The 16,861-nt window shown below is 59.0% G+C and carries 12 protein-coding genes; 5 read left to right on the top strand and 7 right to left on the bottom strand.

What is annotated here, in order from left to right:
• Window positions 1-42 precede the first annotated feature (42 nt).
• Genes ACM6IP_RS03950 through ACM6IP_RS03940 form a run of 3 tightly spaced genes read left to right on the top strand, consistent with a single transcriptional unit; the run spans window position 43 to window position 4,524 of the window.
• Window positions 43-783, top strand: coding sequence for a fimbria/pilus periplasmic chaperone (locus tag ACM6IP_RS03950; protein ID WP_095168570.1), 741 nt, complete (start codon window positions 43-45; stop codon window positions 781-783).
• A 37-nt stretch (window positions 784-820) separates the two neighbouring features.
• On the top strand, window positions 821-3,415 hold the full coding sequence (locus ACM6IP_RS03945) for a fimbria/pilus outer membrane usher protein (RefSeq protein ID WP_414860993.1): 2,595 nt from the start codon (window positions 821-823) through the stop codon (window positions 3,413-3,415).
• Entirely contained in the window at window positions 3,415-4,524 is a 1,110-nt protein-coding gene (locus ACM6IP_RS03940) for a fimbrial protein (protein ID WP_414860992.1), read from the top strand. Before ACM6IP_RS03945 ends, ACM6IP_RS03940 begins: the two co-directional genes overlap by 1 nt.
• Before the next feature lie 306 nt (window positions 4,525-4,830).
• On the opposite strand, the gene ACM6IP_RS03935 is transcribed toward ACM6IP_RS03940, so the two are convergent.
• From ACM6IP_RS03935 to ACM6IP_RS03925, 3 genes are all read right to left on the bottom strand, one after another.
• Window positions 4,831-7,899 (bottom strand): efflux RND transporter permease subunit, encoded by a 3,069-nt coding sequence (locus tag ACM6IP_RS03935; RefSeq protein WP_414860991.1) that lies wholly within the window; start codon window positions 7,897-7,899, stop codon window positions 4,831-4,833.
• A complete protein-coding gene (locus ACM6IP_RS03930; RefSeq protein WP_414860990.1) occupies window positions 7,896-9,002 on the bottom strand; it encodes an efflux RND transporter periplasmic adaptor subunit in 1,107 nt (368 codons plus the stop codon). The genes ACM6IP_RS03935 and ACM6IP_RS03930 overlap by 4 nt, the downstream gene beginning before the upstream one ends.
• A gap of 76 nt (window positions 9,003-9,078) precedes the next feature.
• The gene (locus ACM6IP_RS03925; RefSeq protein WP_095168605.1) at window positions 9,079-9,693 is read right to left on the bottom strand and encodes a TetR/AcrR family transcriptional regulator; all 615 of its coding nucleotides are present in this window, start codon (window positions 9,691-9,693) and stop codon (window positions 9,079-9,081) included.
• A gap of 89 nt (window positions 9,694-9,782) precedes the next feature.
• Between ACM6IP_RS03925 and ACM6IP_RS03920 the strand changes: the two genes are divergently transcribed.
• Together ACM6IP_RS03920 and ACM6IP_RS03915 are read left to right on the top strand one after the other, a co-directional pair.
• Entirely contained in the window at window positions 9,783-11,210 is a 1,428-nt protein-coding gene (locus ACM6IP_RS03920) for an efflux transporter outer membrane subunit (RefSeq protein WP_414860989.1), read from the top strand.
• 132 nt (window positions 11,211-11,342) lie between these two features.
• Complete coding sequence (locus tag ACM6IP_RS03915; RefSeq protein WP_095168608.1) at window positions 11,343-12,239, top strand: LysR family transcriptional regulator; 897 nt, start codon at window positions 11,343-11,345, stop codon at window positions 12,237-12,239.
• Between the two features lie 8 nt (window positions 12,240-12,247).
• Here the strand turns inward: ACM6IP_RS03915 and ACM6IP_RS03910 are convergent, their stop codons facing one another.
• The 4 genes from ACM6IP_RS03910 to ACM6IP_RS03895 form a co-directional block, all read right to left on the bottom strand.
• Complete coding sequence (locus ACM6IP_RS03910) at window positions 12,248-13,681, bottom strand: aldehyde dehydrogenase family protein (RefSeq protein WP_414860988.1); 1,434 nt, start codon at window positions 13,679-13,681, stop codon at window positions 12,248-12,250.
• Window positions 13,678-14,871, bottom strand: coding sequence for an iron-containing alcohol dehydrogenase (locus ACM6IP_RS03905; RefSeq protein WP_414860987.1), 1,194 nt, complete (start codon window positions 14,869-14,871; stop codon window positions 13,678-13,680). The genes ACM6IP_RS03910 and ACM6IP_RS03905 overlap by 4 nt, the downstream gene beginning before the upstream one ends.
• Before the next feature lie 61 nt (window positions 14,872-14,932).
• A complete protein-coding gene (locus ACM6IP_RS03900; RefSeq protein ID WP_414860986.1) occupies window positions 14,933-16,411 on the bottom strand; it encodes an APC family permease in 1,479 nt (492 codons plus the stop codon).
• Window positions 16,377-16,697, bottom strand: coding sequence for a hypothetical protein (locus tag ACM6IP_RS03895; protein ID WP_414860985.1), 321 nt, complete (start codon window positions 16,695-16,697; stop codon window positions 16,377-16,379). Before ACM6IP_RS03895 ends, ACM6IP_RS03900 begins: the two co-directional genes overlap by 35 nt.
• Between the last annotated feature and the right edge of the window lie 164 nt (window positions 16,698-16,861).

The raw sequence follows: 16,861 nt of genomic DNA, 5'->3' as shown, positions 1-16,861 counted from the left end.
CTCGGCCCGCCGGGCCGGCGTGCACTACTGGCGAGGTGAATCATGTTTTGTATCAAAACAGTTCGACGCACCGTGGTGCTGACGCTTGCCGCGTTGGTGTGTTCCCAGGCAATGGCCGGAGTGGTGATCACCGGGACTCGACTGGTTTATCCAGCGAATCAGAAAGAAATCACCGTCAAATTGGACAACAACGGCACGCGTCCGGCCCTGGTGCAATCCTGGGTCGATACAGGTGATGTGAAATCGAGCCCCACCAGTTCGAAAGCACCTTTTGTGCTCTCGCCGCCGGTGGCCCGTATCGACCCCAGCAAAGGCCAGAGCCTGCGCCTGATGTTTACCGGTGCACAGTTGCCGGCAGACAAGGAGTCGGTGTTCTGGCTCAACGTTCTGGAGATCCCGCCCAAGGCAGAAGGGCCGGTGGATCTCAACGTCTTGCAGATGGCTTTCCGTTCGCGGATCAAGATTTTCTACCGTCCCGTCGACTTGCCGGGCACACCCTCCGATGCGCCTTCGCAAGTGAAGTGGAAGGTAGTCAAGGAAGGTCAAGGTTATGCCTTGCAGGCATCCAACCCGAGTGCATTTCATGTGTCTCAGGTTGAGCTGGCCCTGGTGGTGGGTAACCAACGTTACGAAAGTGAAAACGGCATGGTAATGCCGGGCGAGACCAGGCTATTTGCCCTGCCCACGCTCAAGTCGATGCCAGGTAACGGTGCCCAGGTCGAGTTCAACGCCATTAACGATTACGGTGCATTGGTGCCGACCAAGTATCCGCTGACTCCCTGACTTTTTCGCGAACGCTTTAACGGCCGAGTAACTTCTCATGTCGACTTACTTACACCGCAGGGTTCACTCTGCGGTACGCCCTCGCTTTGCCCGGAATGTGGCATTGGGGATTTGCCAAGTCGCTGTAATTGCCCCGTTACTGTCTGTGGCCCAGCCAACGTTTGCTGAAGATATTCAATTCAACGACGCTTTTTTGCCTGAAGATTCGCGCACCCTCGACCTGAGTCAGTATCAGCAGGGTAACCCGGTGTTGCCGGGTCAATACCGCGCTGACGTTGCAGTAAATGGCAGGTTGGTCAATCGCCAGGACATCCGTATTGATGCCGCTGCCGATGGCAGTCATCCAACCGTCTGTTTCAGCCGCGGCATGCTGGAACTGATCGGGGTCGACATGCACAAGTTGACGCCTGAAGCGACCCTGACTGTCGAGAGCAACCCGCCATGCCTGGACATCGCGAAGCTGATCGAGGCTTCCAGTGCGACGTTTTTACCTTCCACTCAGCAACTGGACATCAGCATTCCGCAGATCGCCCTGCGGCGTGACGCCCGTGGCACTGTCAGCCCTGAGTTGTGGGACCGCGGCGTGAGCGCCGGGATCCTCAGCTACTCGTTCAACAGCAACCACAACAGGACCGACAGCGGTAACGACGATACGGCGTACCTGGGGTTGAACGCCGGGTTGAACGTGGGTGACTGGCGTTTGCGGCATAACGGTTCGGCGTCCTGGCAGAAAGAAACCGGGCAGCAATACCAGGTGCTGAACACTTACGCTCAGCGGGACGTGACGTCGCTCAAAAGCCAACTGACCGTGGGCGAGGCCAATACCTCTGGCGAGATCTTCGACACATTGGCCTATAAAGGCGTGCAACTGGGTACCGATGACCGCATGTTGCCCCAGTCACAGCGCGGTTATGCCCCGGTGATCCGTGGCATCGCGCGTACCAGTGCGCGGGTGTCGGTGAGTCAGGCGGGGAATCTGTTGTACGAGACGACCGTAGCGCCGGGCGCCTTTGTGATCGACGACCTGTACTCCACCGGTTACGGCGGCGACTTGAGCGTTACCGTTCACGAAGCCGATGGTAGCGAGCAGAGTTTTGTCGTGCCGTACTCATCCACGGCTGAGTTGCTGCGTCCCGGTACGTCTCGTTTCAGCGTGACGTTGGGTGAAACCCGGGACAACTTCGTCGATCAACAATCCAAGCTGCTGCAAGGCACTTATCAGCGTGGCTTGAGTAACCTGTTCACCGGTTACGCCGGCACCCAGGCCAGTGACGATTACTTCTCTGCCCTGGCTGGGATGGCATTCAGTACGCCCGTCGGTGCGGTGGGTGTGGATATCACGCAAGCCCAGACCAACCTGAAAAGCGCTACCGCCAGCGGTCAGAGTGCGCGGATTACCTACAGTAAAAACATTGTCAGCACCGGCAGTAACTTCTCCGTCGCCGCCATGCGCTTTTCCACGGAAAACTACCTGAGCTTCAGCGACGCCATGCAGATTCTCGACGCCGAGCGCAGCGGGCTGGACACCAGTGAGTACGCCCGTGCCCGTAGTCGTCTGACCTTGACTGCCGACCAGAGCCTGGGCGAATGGGGGCAAGTGGCGTTCAGCGGTTACTTGCAAAACTATTGGAATCAGTCGGGCAGTGACCTGCAGTACCAGCTCAGCTACAACAAGCAGGTGCGTTCGGTGACCTATGGTCTGAGTGCCAACCGCAGTCGCATTGGCCAAGGTGATATGGACAGCAGTTTGCTCTTCACCCTCAGCATGCCGATAGAGTTTGGCTCCACGGTCAATCGTCCCCAACTGTCCGCACGGGTCATACGTGACACCAATAACCAATACAGCGAGCAGGCGACGTTGAGCGGTACTGCCGGTGAAGACCGCCAATACAGCTATGGCGTAACCGCCGGGCACGATGGCGGCAGTCGTTCCAACAGCACTTCGGTCACTGGTCAGTACACCAGTCCCAAGGCTTTGGTTGGCGGGTCTGTGAGTCGTGGCGAGGATTACGACAGTCTGTCGCTCAACGCCAGTGGCAGCGTAGTCGCCCATTCCAATGGCGTGACCCTGACCCCCTATCGTGGAGAAACGATGGCGGTGGTGACTGCTGAAGGCGCCGAAGGCGCGAAAGTGGTGGGTTTTCCCGGATTGAAATTGGATGGCTCCGGCAACGCGGTGGTGCCGTACCTGCGTCCTTATGAATTGAACGAAGTTGCCATTGATCCCATCGGCACTTCGATGGACATCGAGTTGACCGAGACCAGCCAACAGGTTGCCCCGCGCGCGGGTGCCGTCGTTGCGCTGAAGTACGGCACCAATAATGGCCAGGCGTTGTTGCTCAACGTCTCGCTCGCCGATGGCCAGCCGCTGCCGTTCGGAGCCAGTGTGGTCGATGACCGAGGCGTGTCGGTGGGCATGGTCGGGCAGGGCGGGCAGCTCTACGCCCGGGTCAAGGAAGGCGCACGCCGGTTGTTGATCAGTTGGGGCAACAAGGCCGAGCAGCAATGCACCTTATCGTTGCCGGCGGGTAAGAGCGACAAGCAACAACTGCTGCAGGTGGATGTGGTGTGTTCGCAGGCCCAATCAGCCAATAGCGTGGCTGCTGTAAGCAGTGCCGAGAGGATTCAGTGATGACGATGATGCGAATATTCAGGTTGGGTGCGGCGCTGATCGGGCTTGCGCTGGTGACTGGCGTGGCGATGGCTGACTGTAACTTCATCAACGGCTATGGGCCGGCGTTGGCAACGATGCCATTGCAGGCAGGCAACATTACCGTAGGGCGTGATGTGCCATTGGGTGCGGAAATCTATCGTCAGACTTTTAGCAACGCCAAAGCCGCCTATAGCGTCACCTGTGGGACTAATACGGGGGCGGTGAACGCCCAGTATGAGTTGGTCAGCAAACCCCTGCCGCTCTCTGCCTGGATGGGGGCGCCGTGGGGCGGCAATGTCTACCAGACGGGGGTCGCGGGCATTGGCGTGGTGGTCTTGACCTCAGGCGTAGGCACCTACCCGATGCCGTACACCGCTCAAGTGTTGAATTGCCCATTGGGTAACAACTGCACATGGAGCCCGGCGGCTTCCGGGGCCTTCATCCTCTCGTTCATCAAGATTGGGCCTGTCTCGGCAGGCACCATACAGGGCTCCCAATTGCCCACCATGAGCATGAACTGGAACTCTTCCAACGCCTTGTTTGTGCAGCGAGTCAACTTCAGCGGTAGCATCAACATTGTCTCGCGCACCTGCACGACCCCAAACGTGGTAGTGGAAATGGGCTCCCACAAAGTCGGTGAGTTCTCTGTCCCCGGCAGCGTAACGGGGTGGAAAGATTTTTCGATCAATTTGTACAACTGTCCGGCATTCCATGGCTTCTACAAAGCCAGCGGTCCCGGTTGGGGCACTGACGGTGTCGTCACCAACCTTAACAAGCGCCAGGCGAACGTCCTGCAGGTGCGTATCGACCCGACGCTGGGTGCATACAATCCGGCCCAGGGCATCCTCAGTCTCAATCCCAGTGCCCCGGGCGACAGTCCGGCGGCGACGGGAGTCGGTCTGCAAATCGGCACCGGCTCGGGTACGCCGTTCCCGCTGTCGGTCTTGCGTCCCAGCGGCATAACCCCTTCCGGGATTGAAGGAGGGTTCTATAGCATCCCGTTAAAGGCGCGGTACTTCCAGTTCGGGGGCAGTGTGACACCGGGGCCGGCCAATGCGACCGCCACGTTCACGCTGGATTATCAATAAGCAGTGGGGGGAGGCGCCGGTGCAGTGGTTGCACTGCGACTGAACCATTAACCCCCTTTAGCTTATTGATCATTGTGCTCAAATGAATTGGCGAGAATGCTGATCAGTTAAGCAATTTGCGCAGTCCTTGTAGCAGCTGCCGAGCCTGCGAGGCTGCGTTCGAGGACGCAGTCCTCGCCGGGTTGGTGTGAATTCCTTGGCGTCTGCTTCGCAGCCGAACGCAGCCTCGCAAGCTCGGCAGCTGCTACAGGTTCCTGTTGTCGCTTAACTGATCTGTATTAGCCCTAGTGGCGCCTTTTTTTGCAGTCAATTTGCCGCTTTCACCGGGCGAATCTTGAACCAGATTGAGTACATCGCTGGCAGGAACACCAGGGTCATGACGGTCCCCACGAGGGTGCCGCCAATCAAGGTGTAAGCCAGCGTGCCCCAGAACACTGAGTGCGTGAGCGGGATGAATGCCAGGATCGCCGCAACTGCTGTGAGCAATACCGGGCGAGCGCGCTGTACAGTCGCTTCGACCACCGCATTGAACGGCTCAAGCCCGTCCTTGACGTTGTGATCGATTTGCCCGATCAGGATCAACGTGTTGCGCATCAGGATCCCGGAAAGTGCGATCAGCCCGACAAGGGCGTTGATCCCGAATGGCTGGTTGAACAGCAGCAGGGTTGGCACTACTCCAATCAATCCCAGCGGTGCGGTGAAAAACACCATCACCATCGCCGACATCGAACGTACCTGAAGGATGATGATCAGCAAGGTGATTGCGATCATGATCGGAAACAGTGGTGCCAATGCCACAGTGGCCTTAGCCGACTCTTCAATAGATCCGGCCTGCTCGATGCGATAGCCATCTGGAAGGCTGGCGATGATCGGCAGCAGTTCTTTCATTATCTTGTTGGAAACATCCGGTGGTTGCAGATCCTCGGCAATGTCACCGCGTACGGTGATGGTCGGTGCCCGGTCTCGACGGCGCAGAATCGGGTCCTCCATACGTACCCTGACCTCACCTATCTGTGAAAGGGGAATGCGCTGGCCGGCGGCGCCCACCAGTGTGAAACCCTCGATCTTCGCAGGATCCAACCGAATATCACCCGCTGCTCGCCCCACCACCTGCACTGAACGAATGTCTTCGCGCACAGAAGTGATCGGGATACCTGAGAGCAGGAACTGTAATTGCTGGGCAACTGCGCTCGACGTCAGCCCGAACGCCTGCAATCGATCCTGATCCACAGAGAAATGCAGCGTGGGCGTTCGTGGCCCCCAATCGCTGTTGACGGTGCGCATCAGCGGACTCGCCTGCATGACGGTTTCAATTCGCCCAGCGATCTCTCGCAACGTGTCGGCATTCGGCCCCGTCACCCGATACGCAACCGGAAACGGTGAGTAAGGACCGAACACAAGTTGCGTAACTCGAACCCGAGCCTCAGGTGCGAGCCCTTGAGCAACAGCCTCACGAATCCGTAGCTTGAGAGACTCGCGTGCCTCCTGGCTTTGCGTCAGTACAACGATCTTGGCGAACGATGGGTCCGGTAGCTCTGGTGCCATTGCCAGATAAAAACGCGGCGAACCCTGGCCGATATAAGACGTGACGATCTTTGCTGCATCCTGCTGTTGCAGCCATGCCTCGATTTTAGCTGTCGTGGCGCTGGTCACCGCAATGGCGGTGCCATAGGGCATTTGCACTTCGATCAGTACTTCGGGACGATCCGATGTCGGGAAAAATTGTTTCTTAACCAATCCCATCCCGAGAATCGCCACCACAAACGCAGCGATCACCGCACCTGCCACCCACCATTTGCGGGCAATCACCTGAGCCAGCAGTCCTCGAAAACGGTTGTAGTGGGTGGTGTCATAAATAGCGGCATGTCCCCCTGCAACGGGCTTGATTGCAGGCAACAGCTTCACCCCCAGATAAGGCGTGAAGACCACTGCAACTACCCAGGAGGCAATCAACGCGATGCCGACAATCCAGAACATGTTGCTGGTGTACTCGCCAGCAGTCGACTGCGCAAAACCGTTGGGCATGAAGCCGACAGCGGTCACTAATGTACCGGCAAGCATCGGCGCTGCGGTGTGGCTCCAGGCGTAAGCGGATGCCTTGAAGCGGTCGTAACCTTCTTCCATCTTCACCACCATCATTTCGATGGCAATGATCGCGTCATCCACTAACAGGCCCAGCGCGAGGATTAATGACCCCAGGGTAATTCGGTCAAAGTTCTTGCCTGTGGCCGCCATCACCACGAAGACAATCGCCAGTGTCAGCGGCACGGCCGCGGCGACGACCACACCCACTCGCCAGCCCATACTGAGGAAGCAGACCAGCATCACCACCAGCAGCGCGACGAAGAATTTGATCATGAACTCATCAACGGCCGAACTGATGTTCACCGATTGATCAGTGACCTTCGCAAGCGTCATTCCCAACGGCATGCCTTGATTGATTTTGGCCGTTTCGGCATCCAGCGCTTTACCCAGGTCCAGGCCGTTCCAGCCGTCGCGCATCACGACGCCCAACAACAGGGCCGGTTCACCTTGGTTGCGCACCAGAAAAGTCGCGGGGTCTTCGTACCCACGCTCGACTGTCGCGACGTCTGATAGCTTCAGGGTTTTGCCCCGCGCCACAATGGGCGTGTTGCGGATTTTCCCCAGCGTGTCGAGGGCCCCATCCAGACGGAGAAACACCTGGGCCCCGCTGGTTTCGATCGAGCCGGCAGGGGTCAAAACGTTCTGGTTATTGAGTGCTGAAAAAATCTCCTGCACAGAGATACCCAGGGTGGCCAACCGCTCATGGGAGAACGATACGAAGATCCGCTCGGCTTGTTCACCGATGATATTGATCTTTTTCACACCCGGGACATGAAGCAAACGCTGGCGCAGCGATTCAGCATCGCGCACGAGTAAGCGTTGAGGTTCACCTTTAGCCTTTAGCGCAAAAAGGGCGAAGGTCACGTCCGAGAATTCATCATTGACCAGCGGGCCGATGACGCCCGCAGGTAAGCTTTTCGATGCATCATTGAGTTTTTTACGCGCTTGATAAAACTCCTCCTGCACTTGCGAAGGTGGGGTTTTATCCAAGAGTGAGACCATGGTGAAAGCCAGGCCTGGTCGGGTGTAGGTCTCGCTACGGTCATACCATTTCAATTCCTGCAGGCGCTTCTCAAGTGGTTCAGCGACCTGGTCCTGCATCTCTTGCGCGGTCGCACCTGGCCATACGGAAATCACGGTCATCTGTTTGACGGTGAATGGCGGGTCTTCTGCACGGCCCAGTTTGAAGAATGCAAGCGTTCCCGCCACGCCGATCAAAAAAATCAGGAACAGCGTGATGGACCGTTCGCGAACGGCCAGTGCAGAAAGGTTGAAACGGCCCCCGCTCATGGTCGCTCCCCTTTGATAGCGTGATCCGGTTGCTGGACCAGCACCTCCTCACCCTCGTGGAGCAGATGCGCTCCCAAGGCAACGATCTGTTGACCGGGCTTGAGGTCGCCACTGACCGCCGCCGACTCGTCGCTCAACCCCAGCAGTTGCACAGCGCGCCATGAGACGATTGCTGGCGTGCCCGTTACGATCCATACGCCCGGCCCCTTACCGGCGTCGTAGATGGCGGCCATTGGAACCGCAAGCGCAAGCTGGGCAGGCGTGTCGTCAGCGATGCGCAGCGTGACGGTAGATCCCAGCGGCGGGTTGGCGTTTGCGTCATCGAGCACATAGCGCGCTTCGAACGTACGCGTGAGCGGATCAGCTGCGTCGGACAGCAACCTCAGCTTCGCAGGGAGTGTCGTCGTACCATTGCCGTACAATTTGGCCTGAGCCTGGGCGCCAACAGCGGGGCGCAACGTTTCGGGCAAATGGACGATAGCCTCGCGTGGCCCGGCCTTCGCTAACCTGACAACGGGTTGACCTGCACTGACGACCTGCCCAGGCTCGGCCAACGTGTCAATCACTACACCATCGGCATCGGCGAGCAAAAGGGCGTACCCAGTGGCGTTGCGAGCGACATTGGCCTGGGCTTGCGCCGCGTTGAATTCTGCCTTTGCGGTGTCAGCCATGGATTTGATCCGGTCGTACGCCGAGGCAGAGATTGCACCGGCGGCGACCAGTTCGCGGTTACGCGCTTCGTCATCGGCTGTTTGTTTGGCCCGGGCAGCCGCGGCCGCAACGGCTTGCACCTGGGCTTGAGCCTGGAGACCAAGGTCAATGGGATCCAGGCGCATCAGGGGCTGGCCCCGTTTGACTGCCTGCCCGGTGTCAACCAAGCGCTCCAGCACCTTCCCCGATACACGAAAGCCCAAATCGCTTTGCACGCGAGCGACCACCACACCGGTAAACGAACGCGATGCGCCATCAGCGCTCACGACAGTAGCGGCTCTTACCAGGGGCGGTTGAGTTCGCGGATCACGCGCGCTCGACGATTCACCGCAGGCAGTCAAAACGAAAGGCAATAAGCAAACGGCAATGGTTGCAGATCTGGACCGAAGCATGGGATCCCTGACTCATATCAAGTGAACAGGGAATCGATTCTCTATTTAGTGACCAATATAGTCAATAGTCACAACCTCAAGGCGCCAGGCTACGCAGTATCAGGGCCGACAGGTGCACCGGGGCCGTCGTGACGATGTCCAGGTTGTACTGCAACTGCACTGGGCTGATGTAGGGGCGCATGACCAGATGAATCGCCTGGACGGCCTCATCCAGGGGAGTCTTGCGCTCGAACTCGCCCAACTGCCGCCCTTCGAGAACAATCTCCTGGACCAGCAGGCGCAGGCGCTCGTCGTGTGCCTTGGCAGAGGGCCACTGGTCTCGACCCGCGACAGCGGCGATGTCATAGAGCTTGCGGTCGTGAAAAAACAGGTCGCTGCCTGCCTCGACGAGCGCGCGGAACAAGCGCCGCAGCTTCTCGGAGGCCGTTGGCGCATCCGCGATCGCCGCCTCCACGATGGCCATGATCATTGCGAGTCTGTTGGCGCAAATCACCTCACCGATAGCCTGTTTGGAGTCAAAGAATTTGTAGATATAGGCTTTGGAGAAGCCAATGGCCTTGGCCAGATCGGAGACCGTGGTCTTCTCGTATCCGTAGTGTCCGAAGTGCTGGGTGGCCGCTTCCACGACCTGGTCACGCACGCTGTGGTCCGATGGACCGCGTGCCGGGGTCGTCTTCGATTGATTAGTCATATTTGCAGCTTAGCTCCACGAGCCCTGATTGACAACGAGTGACCATATTGTAATATCGTCACAACTTAAATCTGCTCAGGGGAAGTTCAATGCGCCCGCTCTCTACGTACGCACTGGTCATAAGTACCGGCCTACTGGCGAGTTGCGCCGTAGGTCCGGATTATCAGCGTCCAGATGCTCCAATCAATGATCGTTTTCTGACGCAACCGGGTAAAGAACCGAATATTACCGTGCGCTCAGCAAGCAATGTCGTTTGGTGGGAAGGTTTCGCAGATCCCATGCTCAGCGACTTTGTCTCACAGGCCCTGATCAAGAATCTCAACCTGGCCCAGGCCAATGCGCAACTCACCCAGGCACGGGCAGCACTGGGCATTGCAACGGCGGCACTTCTACCCTCGGGCAGCACCAGCGCCCAAGCGGCACGTGCCTATCAATCAGTTGAAACGCCACTCGGCCAAGTCCTTGACTCGACGCCCGGCTATGATCGCTACGGCAACGCCTACGAAGCTGACCTCAGCGCAAGCTGGGAATTGGATGTGTTCGGCGGTCTGCGCCGCGGCAGACAGGCTGCATTGGCTGAGTACGAGGCCTCTGAAGCAAGTGTCGTTGCAGCAAGGCTTGCAGTCGCCGCTCTGACGGCTGATACCTACATCACCATCCGGGGCCTGCAAACCCGATTGGCCATTGCCCAGCAACAGGTCAAAACGCAGGAGGATCTGCTGGACAAGGTTCAGCTGCTTTACGGCAAGGGGCTGGCTGCGCAATACCAGCTGCGTCAGACCGAGGGCGAGCTTGCGCAGGCCCAGGCGAGCGTACCGGTCTTGCGCACGGGACTTGATGCGGCCATGAATGCGCTGGACATAATGCTGGGCGTCCCCCCCGGCACCCATCGTCAAACCTTGGCGACAGTCAAAGGTATTCCGCAACCTGCGCAGCTGACGTCGACCGGTACACCTGCGGATCTGCTGCGCCGCAGGCCTGACCTCATCGTGGCTGAGCGTCGCCTCGCCGCCTCAAGCGCGCGCATTGGAATGGCGATGAGCGAGTATTACCCGAAGCTCTCCCTTAGTGCGTTGCTGGGCAGTGCGACAGCCGTTTCAAGCGCTAATCTGTTCAGCAGCGGAGCGAGCCAATCGGCAGCCGTACTAGGGCTGCGATGGAGGCTTTTCGATTTCGGCCGAGTAAACGCTCAGATCGAGCAGGCCAAGGGCAGCGAAGCGCAAGCCCTGGCCGCTTACCGCCAGTCAGTCCTGCAAGCCACTGCAGATGTTGAGAACGCCTTCTCCTCCTTGGCCAATCGCCAAGCCCAGGCTGCCACGCTGGGCAGAGGTGAAACCGCTCTTGCCTTAGCGAGACAATCCTCATTCATGGGATATCAAAAAGGCGCGATCAGCTTGATTGAGGTGCTACGTGCCGATGAAAAGCTCCTGCAGACATCCGACGCCCGGGCCCAGGCACAAACGGAATCGGCGCGCTCGGCGGTTGCTGCATTCAAAGCACTCGGTGGCGGATGGTAACCTCAAAACAACAGTAATCACCGATACTATCGTGGCTCGGTGACAGGCAGTTGCAGTAACTCATGGTTTGTTCCAGCTCATGTTCGTGCCGGCGGCGCGTGCGAAAGGTTTTCCAATCTGTCGAGAAACACTGTGCTCAGAAACGTTACGGACATGGATTTGCGGCTGCTGCGTATTTTTTCCATCGTGGTGAAATGCGGTGGGTTCACGGCTGCCCAGGCCGAATTGAACATGAGCCAGTCGAACATCAGTACGCACATTTCCGGCCTGGAAAAACGCCTGGGCTACCGGATTTGCGAGCGGGGAAAGGGCGGCTTTCGGTTGACCGAAAAAGGCCAGAGGATTCTCAAGGCGTCAGCGGCATTGTTCGGGGCGGTGGATGCGTTTCGCAACGAAGCCCAGGATCTTTCCGGGCGCCTGGTGGGGGACCTTTACCTGGGCCTGGCAGACAATATCGCGACCTTGCCGACAGCGCGGATTGATGCGGCCATCGCCCGGTTTTATCAGCGTGAGCACGACATGCACCTGCACATCTTCGTGAACTCGCCCACCGAACTCGAACGGGCGGTGATAGATGGGCAACTGGACGTCGCCATTTCCTATTTCAGCCGTCCATTACCGACCTTGAACTACCAGCCGCTGTACACGGAGGAAATCGGCATTTTCTGCGGTCAGGCTCACCCGCTGTTCGGTGTCGAGGCGCCAAGCCTGGAACAGCTCAAGGCCAGCGACTGGATCCGCCATGGCTTCCTGCCCACCGACCAGGTGTTGCCCATTGCACCTGATCGCGCTTCAGCCACGGCGCACCACATGGAAGCGGTCGCCCATGGCGTGTTGGCTGGGACCCACCTGGGTTATCTCCCGGCGCACTACGCCCGGCCCTGGCTGCTAGGCGGGCAAATGCGCGCCCTGCATCCAGCGACGCTGCGCTATGAGGTACAGCACAGTATGATCACGCATGTGGGGCACCCGCAAAGCGAAGCCGTTCGGGCCTTCATCGCCGACCTGTTGGCCGAGCATGGTTTGTGAACCAGGTATCAGCCAAGGCATCTGGTGACATGCTTGACCGATTGATAGGCTGACAGCCCCCATGGACCGAGTTCGCGACCGATGCCGCTGCCCTTGGTTCCCCCCCAGGACGTCTCCACGAATACCGCCTGGATCGAGTTGATCCAGACGTGGCCGACTTCCAATGCAAGGGCCACGCGTTCAGCGCGAACCAGGTCCGCGCTGATCACCGTGGCCACCAGTCCGAAACGGCTGTCGTTGGCCAGCGCCAGTGCCTGTTGCTCCGAACTGAAGCGATGAGTGCACAGCACCGGTGCAAAAATTTCCTCGGTCCACAGGCGGCTGGTCGTGGGCACATCGGCGTAGAGGGTCGGGCTGACGAACCATCCAGGATCGCGCAACGCCTCGCCACCGGCCACGCATTGCAGACCTTCGGCGCGGGCAATGGTGAAGTACTCGCACGCCTTGTCCCATTGCGCCTGACTGGCTAGGGGGCCCATATCGACTTCACCGTCAAGCGGGTTGCCCACTCGCAGCGTTTCGAAGGCCGTTTTCAAGCGCAGCATCAGGGCATCGGCAATGCTCTCCTGCACCAGCAGGCGCGAGGTGGCCGAGCACATCTGCCCCGCATTCCAACAAATTCCGGCGACGATCCATTCGACCGCCTGGTCGAGGTCGCAATCGTCGAATACCACAATGGCCGATTTGCCACCCAGCTCCAGGGTGACCGGTCGGCAATAGGCCGCGGCGCTGCGCATCACTTGAGTGCCCACGGCGTTGCTACCGGTGAATGACAACTTGTCGATACCGGCATGATTGCTCAACGCCGCACCAGTTTGGGCCTTGCCGCAGATGATGTTCAACACGCCTGCCGGCAAACCTAGAGCATCGGCGATCTCGCCATAGGTTTGTTCGATCAGTGGCGTGATTTCCGAAGGCTTGAGTACCACCGTACAGCCAGCAGCAAGGGCCGGGGCCAGTTTCCAGGCACTGGTGACCAAGGGGAAATTCCACGGCACGATCAGGCCGACAACCCCAAGGGGTTCCAGGTGCGTATGGGCGGTAAAGCCAGGGACAGCCAACGGCACCTCAGTGCTGGGCCGAGCCGCCAGCCCTTCGGCCAGGCCTGCATAATAGGTAAAGGTGGCCACGGCATCGTCGATATCCACGACCGCCTCATGACGGGGCTTGCCGTTGTTCTGCATCTGTAGGGTGATCAATGTTTCACGACGCTGTTCGATTTGCTCAGCGAAGCCTCTCAAGTAGCCCGCACGGATCGATGCGCTGGTGTTTCGCCAGGCTGGCAGGGCCTGGCGTGCCGCGGCGATGGCCTGGTCCACCTGGGCAGAGCTGGCGACCTTGAGTTCGGCGAACGGCTGGCCGAGGGACGGATCGTAGACAGTGATCTGCTCGGCGCCATCGCCCGTCAGCCAGGCTCCGTTGATGTACTGAGCCTTGCTCATGCTGACACTCCCGGCAGGACACCCTGCACGGCGTTGCGAAAAATCTGGCTGTATTCGGCCGCACTGAGGACACAGGCATTAGTGTCCGAAGAGGAGATATCGGCGAGCGCCTGCTCCCCGACCCATGCCGCAGCCTCTGCATCGAGGCCGATTTCACTCAGTGAATGAGCAATCCCCAGGCGTTGACGCAGTTGTAGCACCCAGTCGAGGAAACCGTCGAAATCGGCTTGTTTCAATTCCAGATAGCGCGCCAGCCGCGCGATGTCTTCACTGATCGCGTGCCGATTGGCGACCAGCACGTAGGGCAGGAGGATTGCATTCAACAGCCCGTGATGTTTGTGATAACGCGCGCCTAATGGATGGGCCAGGGCGTGCACGCCGCCCAGGCCTTTCTGAAACGCCACGGCGGCCATGGCGGACGCCACCAGCATGCCTTCGCGCGCAATCATGTCCTGGCCATCGCGATGGGCGTCGCACAGATGCTGCTGGATCAGGCGAATGCCTTCTACCGCGACACCGGAGGACATCGGGTGATACAGAGGAGAGCAAAAGGCTTCAATGTGATGGGTCAGCGCATCCATGCCGGTGGCGGCGGTCAGCGCGGGTGGCAGGCCACGGGTCAGGACCGGATCAAGGATCACGCATGCCGGCAGCAACTGCGGGTGGCTGATCACACGCTTTATGTTCTGTTCGCTGAGGGTCAGCACCGCTTCACGACCCAGCTCCGAACCCGTGCCCGCGGTGGTGGGCAAGGCGATCAGGCGGGGTAGGTCCAGGTGTGGAAAGTCCGCCAGGGTTGGGTAGTTTGCAATGACATTCGACCATTGGTATTGGTCGAGGCCTTGCTCGTCGACGGCGGCCAGGCTGATGCCTTTGGCGGCGTCCATCGCACTACCGCCACCCAGGGCGATCAGCGCATCGTGCTTGCCTGCCTTGAACGCGGCTACGCCCCTGGCGACATCCTCAAGGCTTGGGTTGCTGGCTATGTCGCTGAACACGGCGAACCTAATGTCGGCTTGCAGCAAATGTTCCTGGATCAGCGTCATCGGTTCCAGTGCCAGCATCCCAGGGTCGGTGACCAGCAAGGGGTTGCGCATGCCCAGCAATTTGCAGCGCTCAGCCAATACATCCAGCGCACCGGGCCCACAGAAGATCTCTGTGGGGTAGTTCCAATAGTGAAGTGAGGACATCAGAAACTCCAGATCGGCAAGGCCCATGATTCATGGACCTCACGCGACAATTTGATGGGGGTTAATCGGTACGCAGTTGAGGGTTGGCACGCAGGTAAGGCTTGGCTCGCAACATGTAGATCAGGCCCAGCACCGCGAGGGTCGAGAACACCAGGATGACTGCCCAGACCTGGAACCACGGCGCTCCGGGTGGTGCGAGGGACTCCCTTGGCCAAGCGACGTTGATGCTTTCGAACACCAGCCAGAAGAACGCGGCGATATTGACCGGCATGCCCCAGCGACCGAGACTGAAAGTCCCTGGTTCGGCTTTCCATTTGCCTTTGAGTCGAGCGAGCAGGGCACAAGTGATGACAATCAGAAACACCACGAAGAAGCCGCCGCTGCCAAAGGCGATCAGCGTGCCGACGGCCGTTGCATTCAACCCCAGCGCCAGGCCGAAGCTGGCGAACAGAGTGCAGAAGACCATCGCTGCGAAAGGAACTTTGCGTTTATCCACCCGGCGCAGCACCGCTGAGGCGGGCAGCATCGAATCGCGCGCCATGCCGAACACCGCGCGACCGATGTAGGTCTGTACAGAGACGACGCACGCAATAAACGCAATCAGAACAATGCCGACGAACGGACGCTCAGACCAAGCGCCAAATGCATCGACGACGGCAGGTGTAACCGGGTCGATGATTTGGCCCGAGACCATGCCGGCGGTATTGGTGTAGGACAGGGTCACGGCGAATGCGGTGAGCATTACGGTCAGGCCGACCAGAATCATCGAGCGCAAGATCGCGCGGGGTGTCGACGTCCGTGCATCGGCGGTTTCTTCGGAAACCTGCGAGCAAGCATCGAAACCGAGGAACGCCCAGCCACCGACTGCCATGGCCGTCAGGAACCCGCAAAGATAGGAACCCTCTGTACCTTGGGTGGACGCCAGTCCTTCGAACACCAGTGACAACGAATGGTTACGGAAGAACAGCAGCAGCAACACGCCAATACCGATCGAGGCAATCGCCTCGGCAATGATGCCCGCATTCACGAAGTACTTGAGCGGGTTGATGCCGAACAGGTTCACACCCAGGCCGAGCATCAACAGCACAGCGCCACTGAACACCTGCGCGTTTGCCGTCGGGGGCTCGCCGGTGAAAAACAGCCACAGCCAGAATCCGCCCAGATAGGACACTGTGGTCAGCGAGGCCAGCGCGGAGGCCAGGTACATGAACCCGGTGAACCAGGCCCAGCGGTCGCCTGCCAGGCGTTTGACCCATTGGTAACAGCCGCCGGCGAGCGGGTACTGTGAAGCCAGTTCGGCGTATACCAGCGCCACCAGCAGTTGCAGCGCGAGGCACAGCGGTACGATCCAGACCCAGGACGGACCGGCACTCATCGCGCCCAGCGACATCACCGAGTAAATACCCACCACTGGCGAGACGGTGGCGAAACCGACGGAAAACGAAGACCAGAGCGACAGGCCGCGATGCAGTTCCTGGGCATAGCCTTGACTGTGCAACAGCGATTCATCGGCGTTTTGCCGGGAAAGCGGGGAGGTCATTGCCGACCTCCAACACCAGTGCAAGCGCTGATCGGAGCGCAATGGCCGGCACGGCGGCGTGCGAGGGTAGGTGACATAGAAAATCCTTGGTCGGCAGACAGATTATTTTTAGGATCGCCTGGCGCAGGCGTACCGACGAAACGGTCTCCTGCAAGAGGAGTGCACGCAGCTTAAGGCAGCCAAACATCGATAAGAATTCATATGTTTGTAGGCTGACTTCTGGATTTTTATATGTTTGTGAATCGGCGGGTGGCGCTGCGATGGCGAGGATTGGTGTAATCGCCATGCAATAGCTACTTGGCTAGAAAGTATCGGCGAGCGTTGTACAAGGAGGTTTTAATGAAAAGCCTTCGCGTACCGCCTGGCACTGACTGGACACTGGGCATGACCCGATATTTCTGCGAAAGAACACGGTTGACGCTGTCATTAAGCGGCGGCCGTAGATAAAGC

Origin of the sequence: Pseudomonas sp. IT-P176, from assembly GCF_949767245.1 — a bacterium.
In the GTDB taxonomy this organism is placed as follows: Bacteria; Pseudomonadota; Gammaproteobacteria; order Pseudomonadales; family Pseudomonadaceae; genus Aquipseudomonas.
The sequence above is the reverse complement of the archived record's forward strand: the minus strand, read 5'-3'. Positions and strand labels throughout refer to the sequence as shown.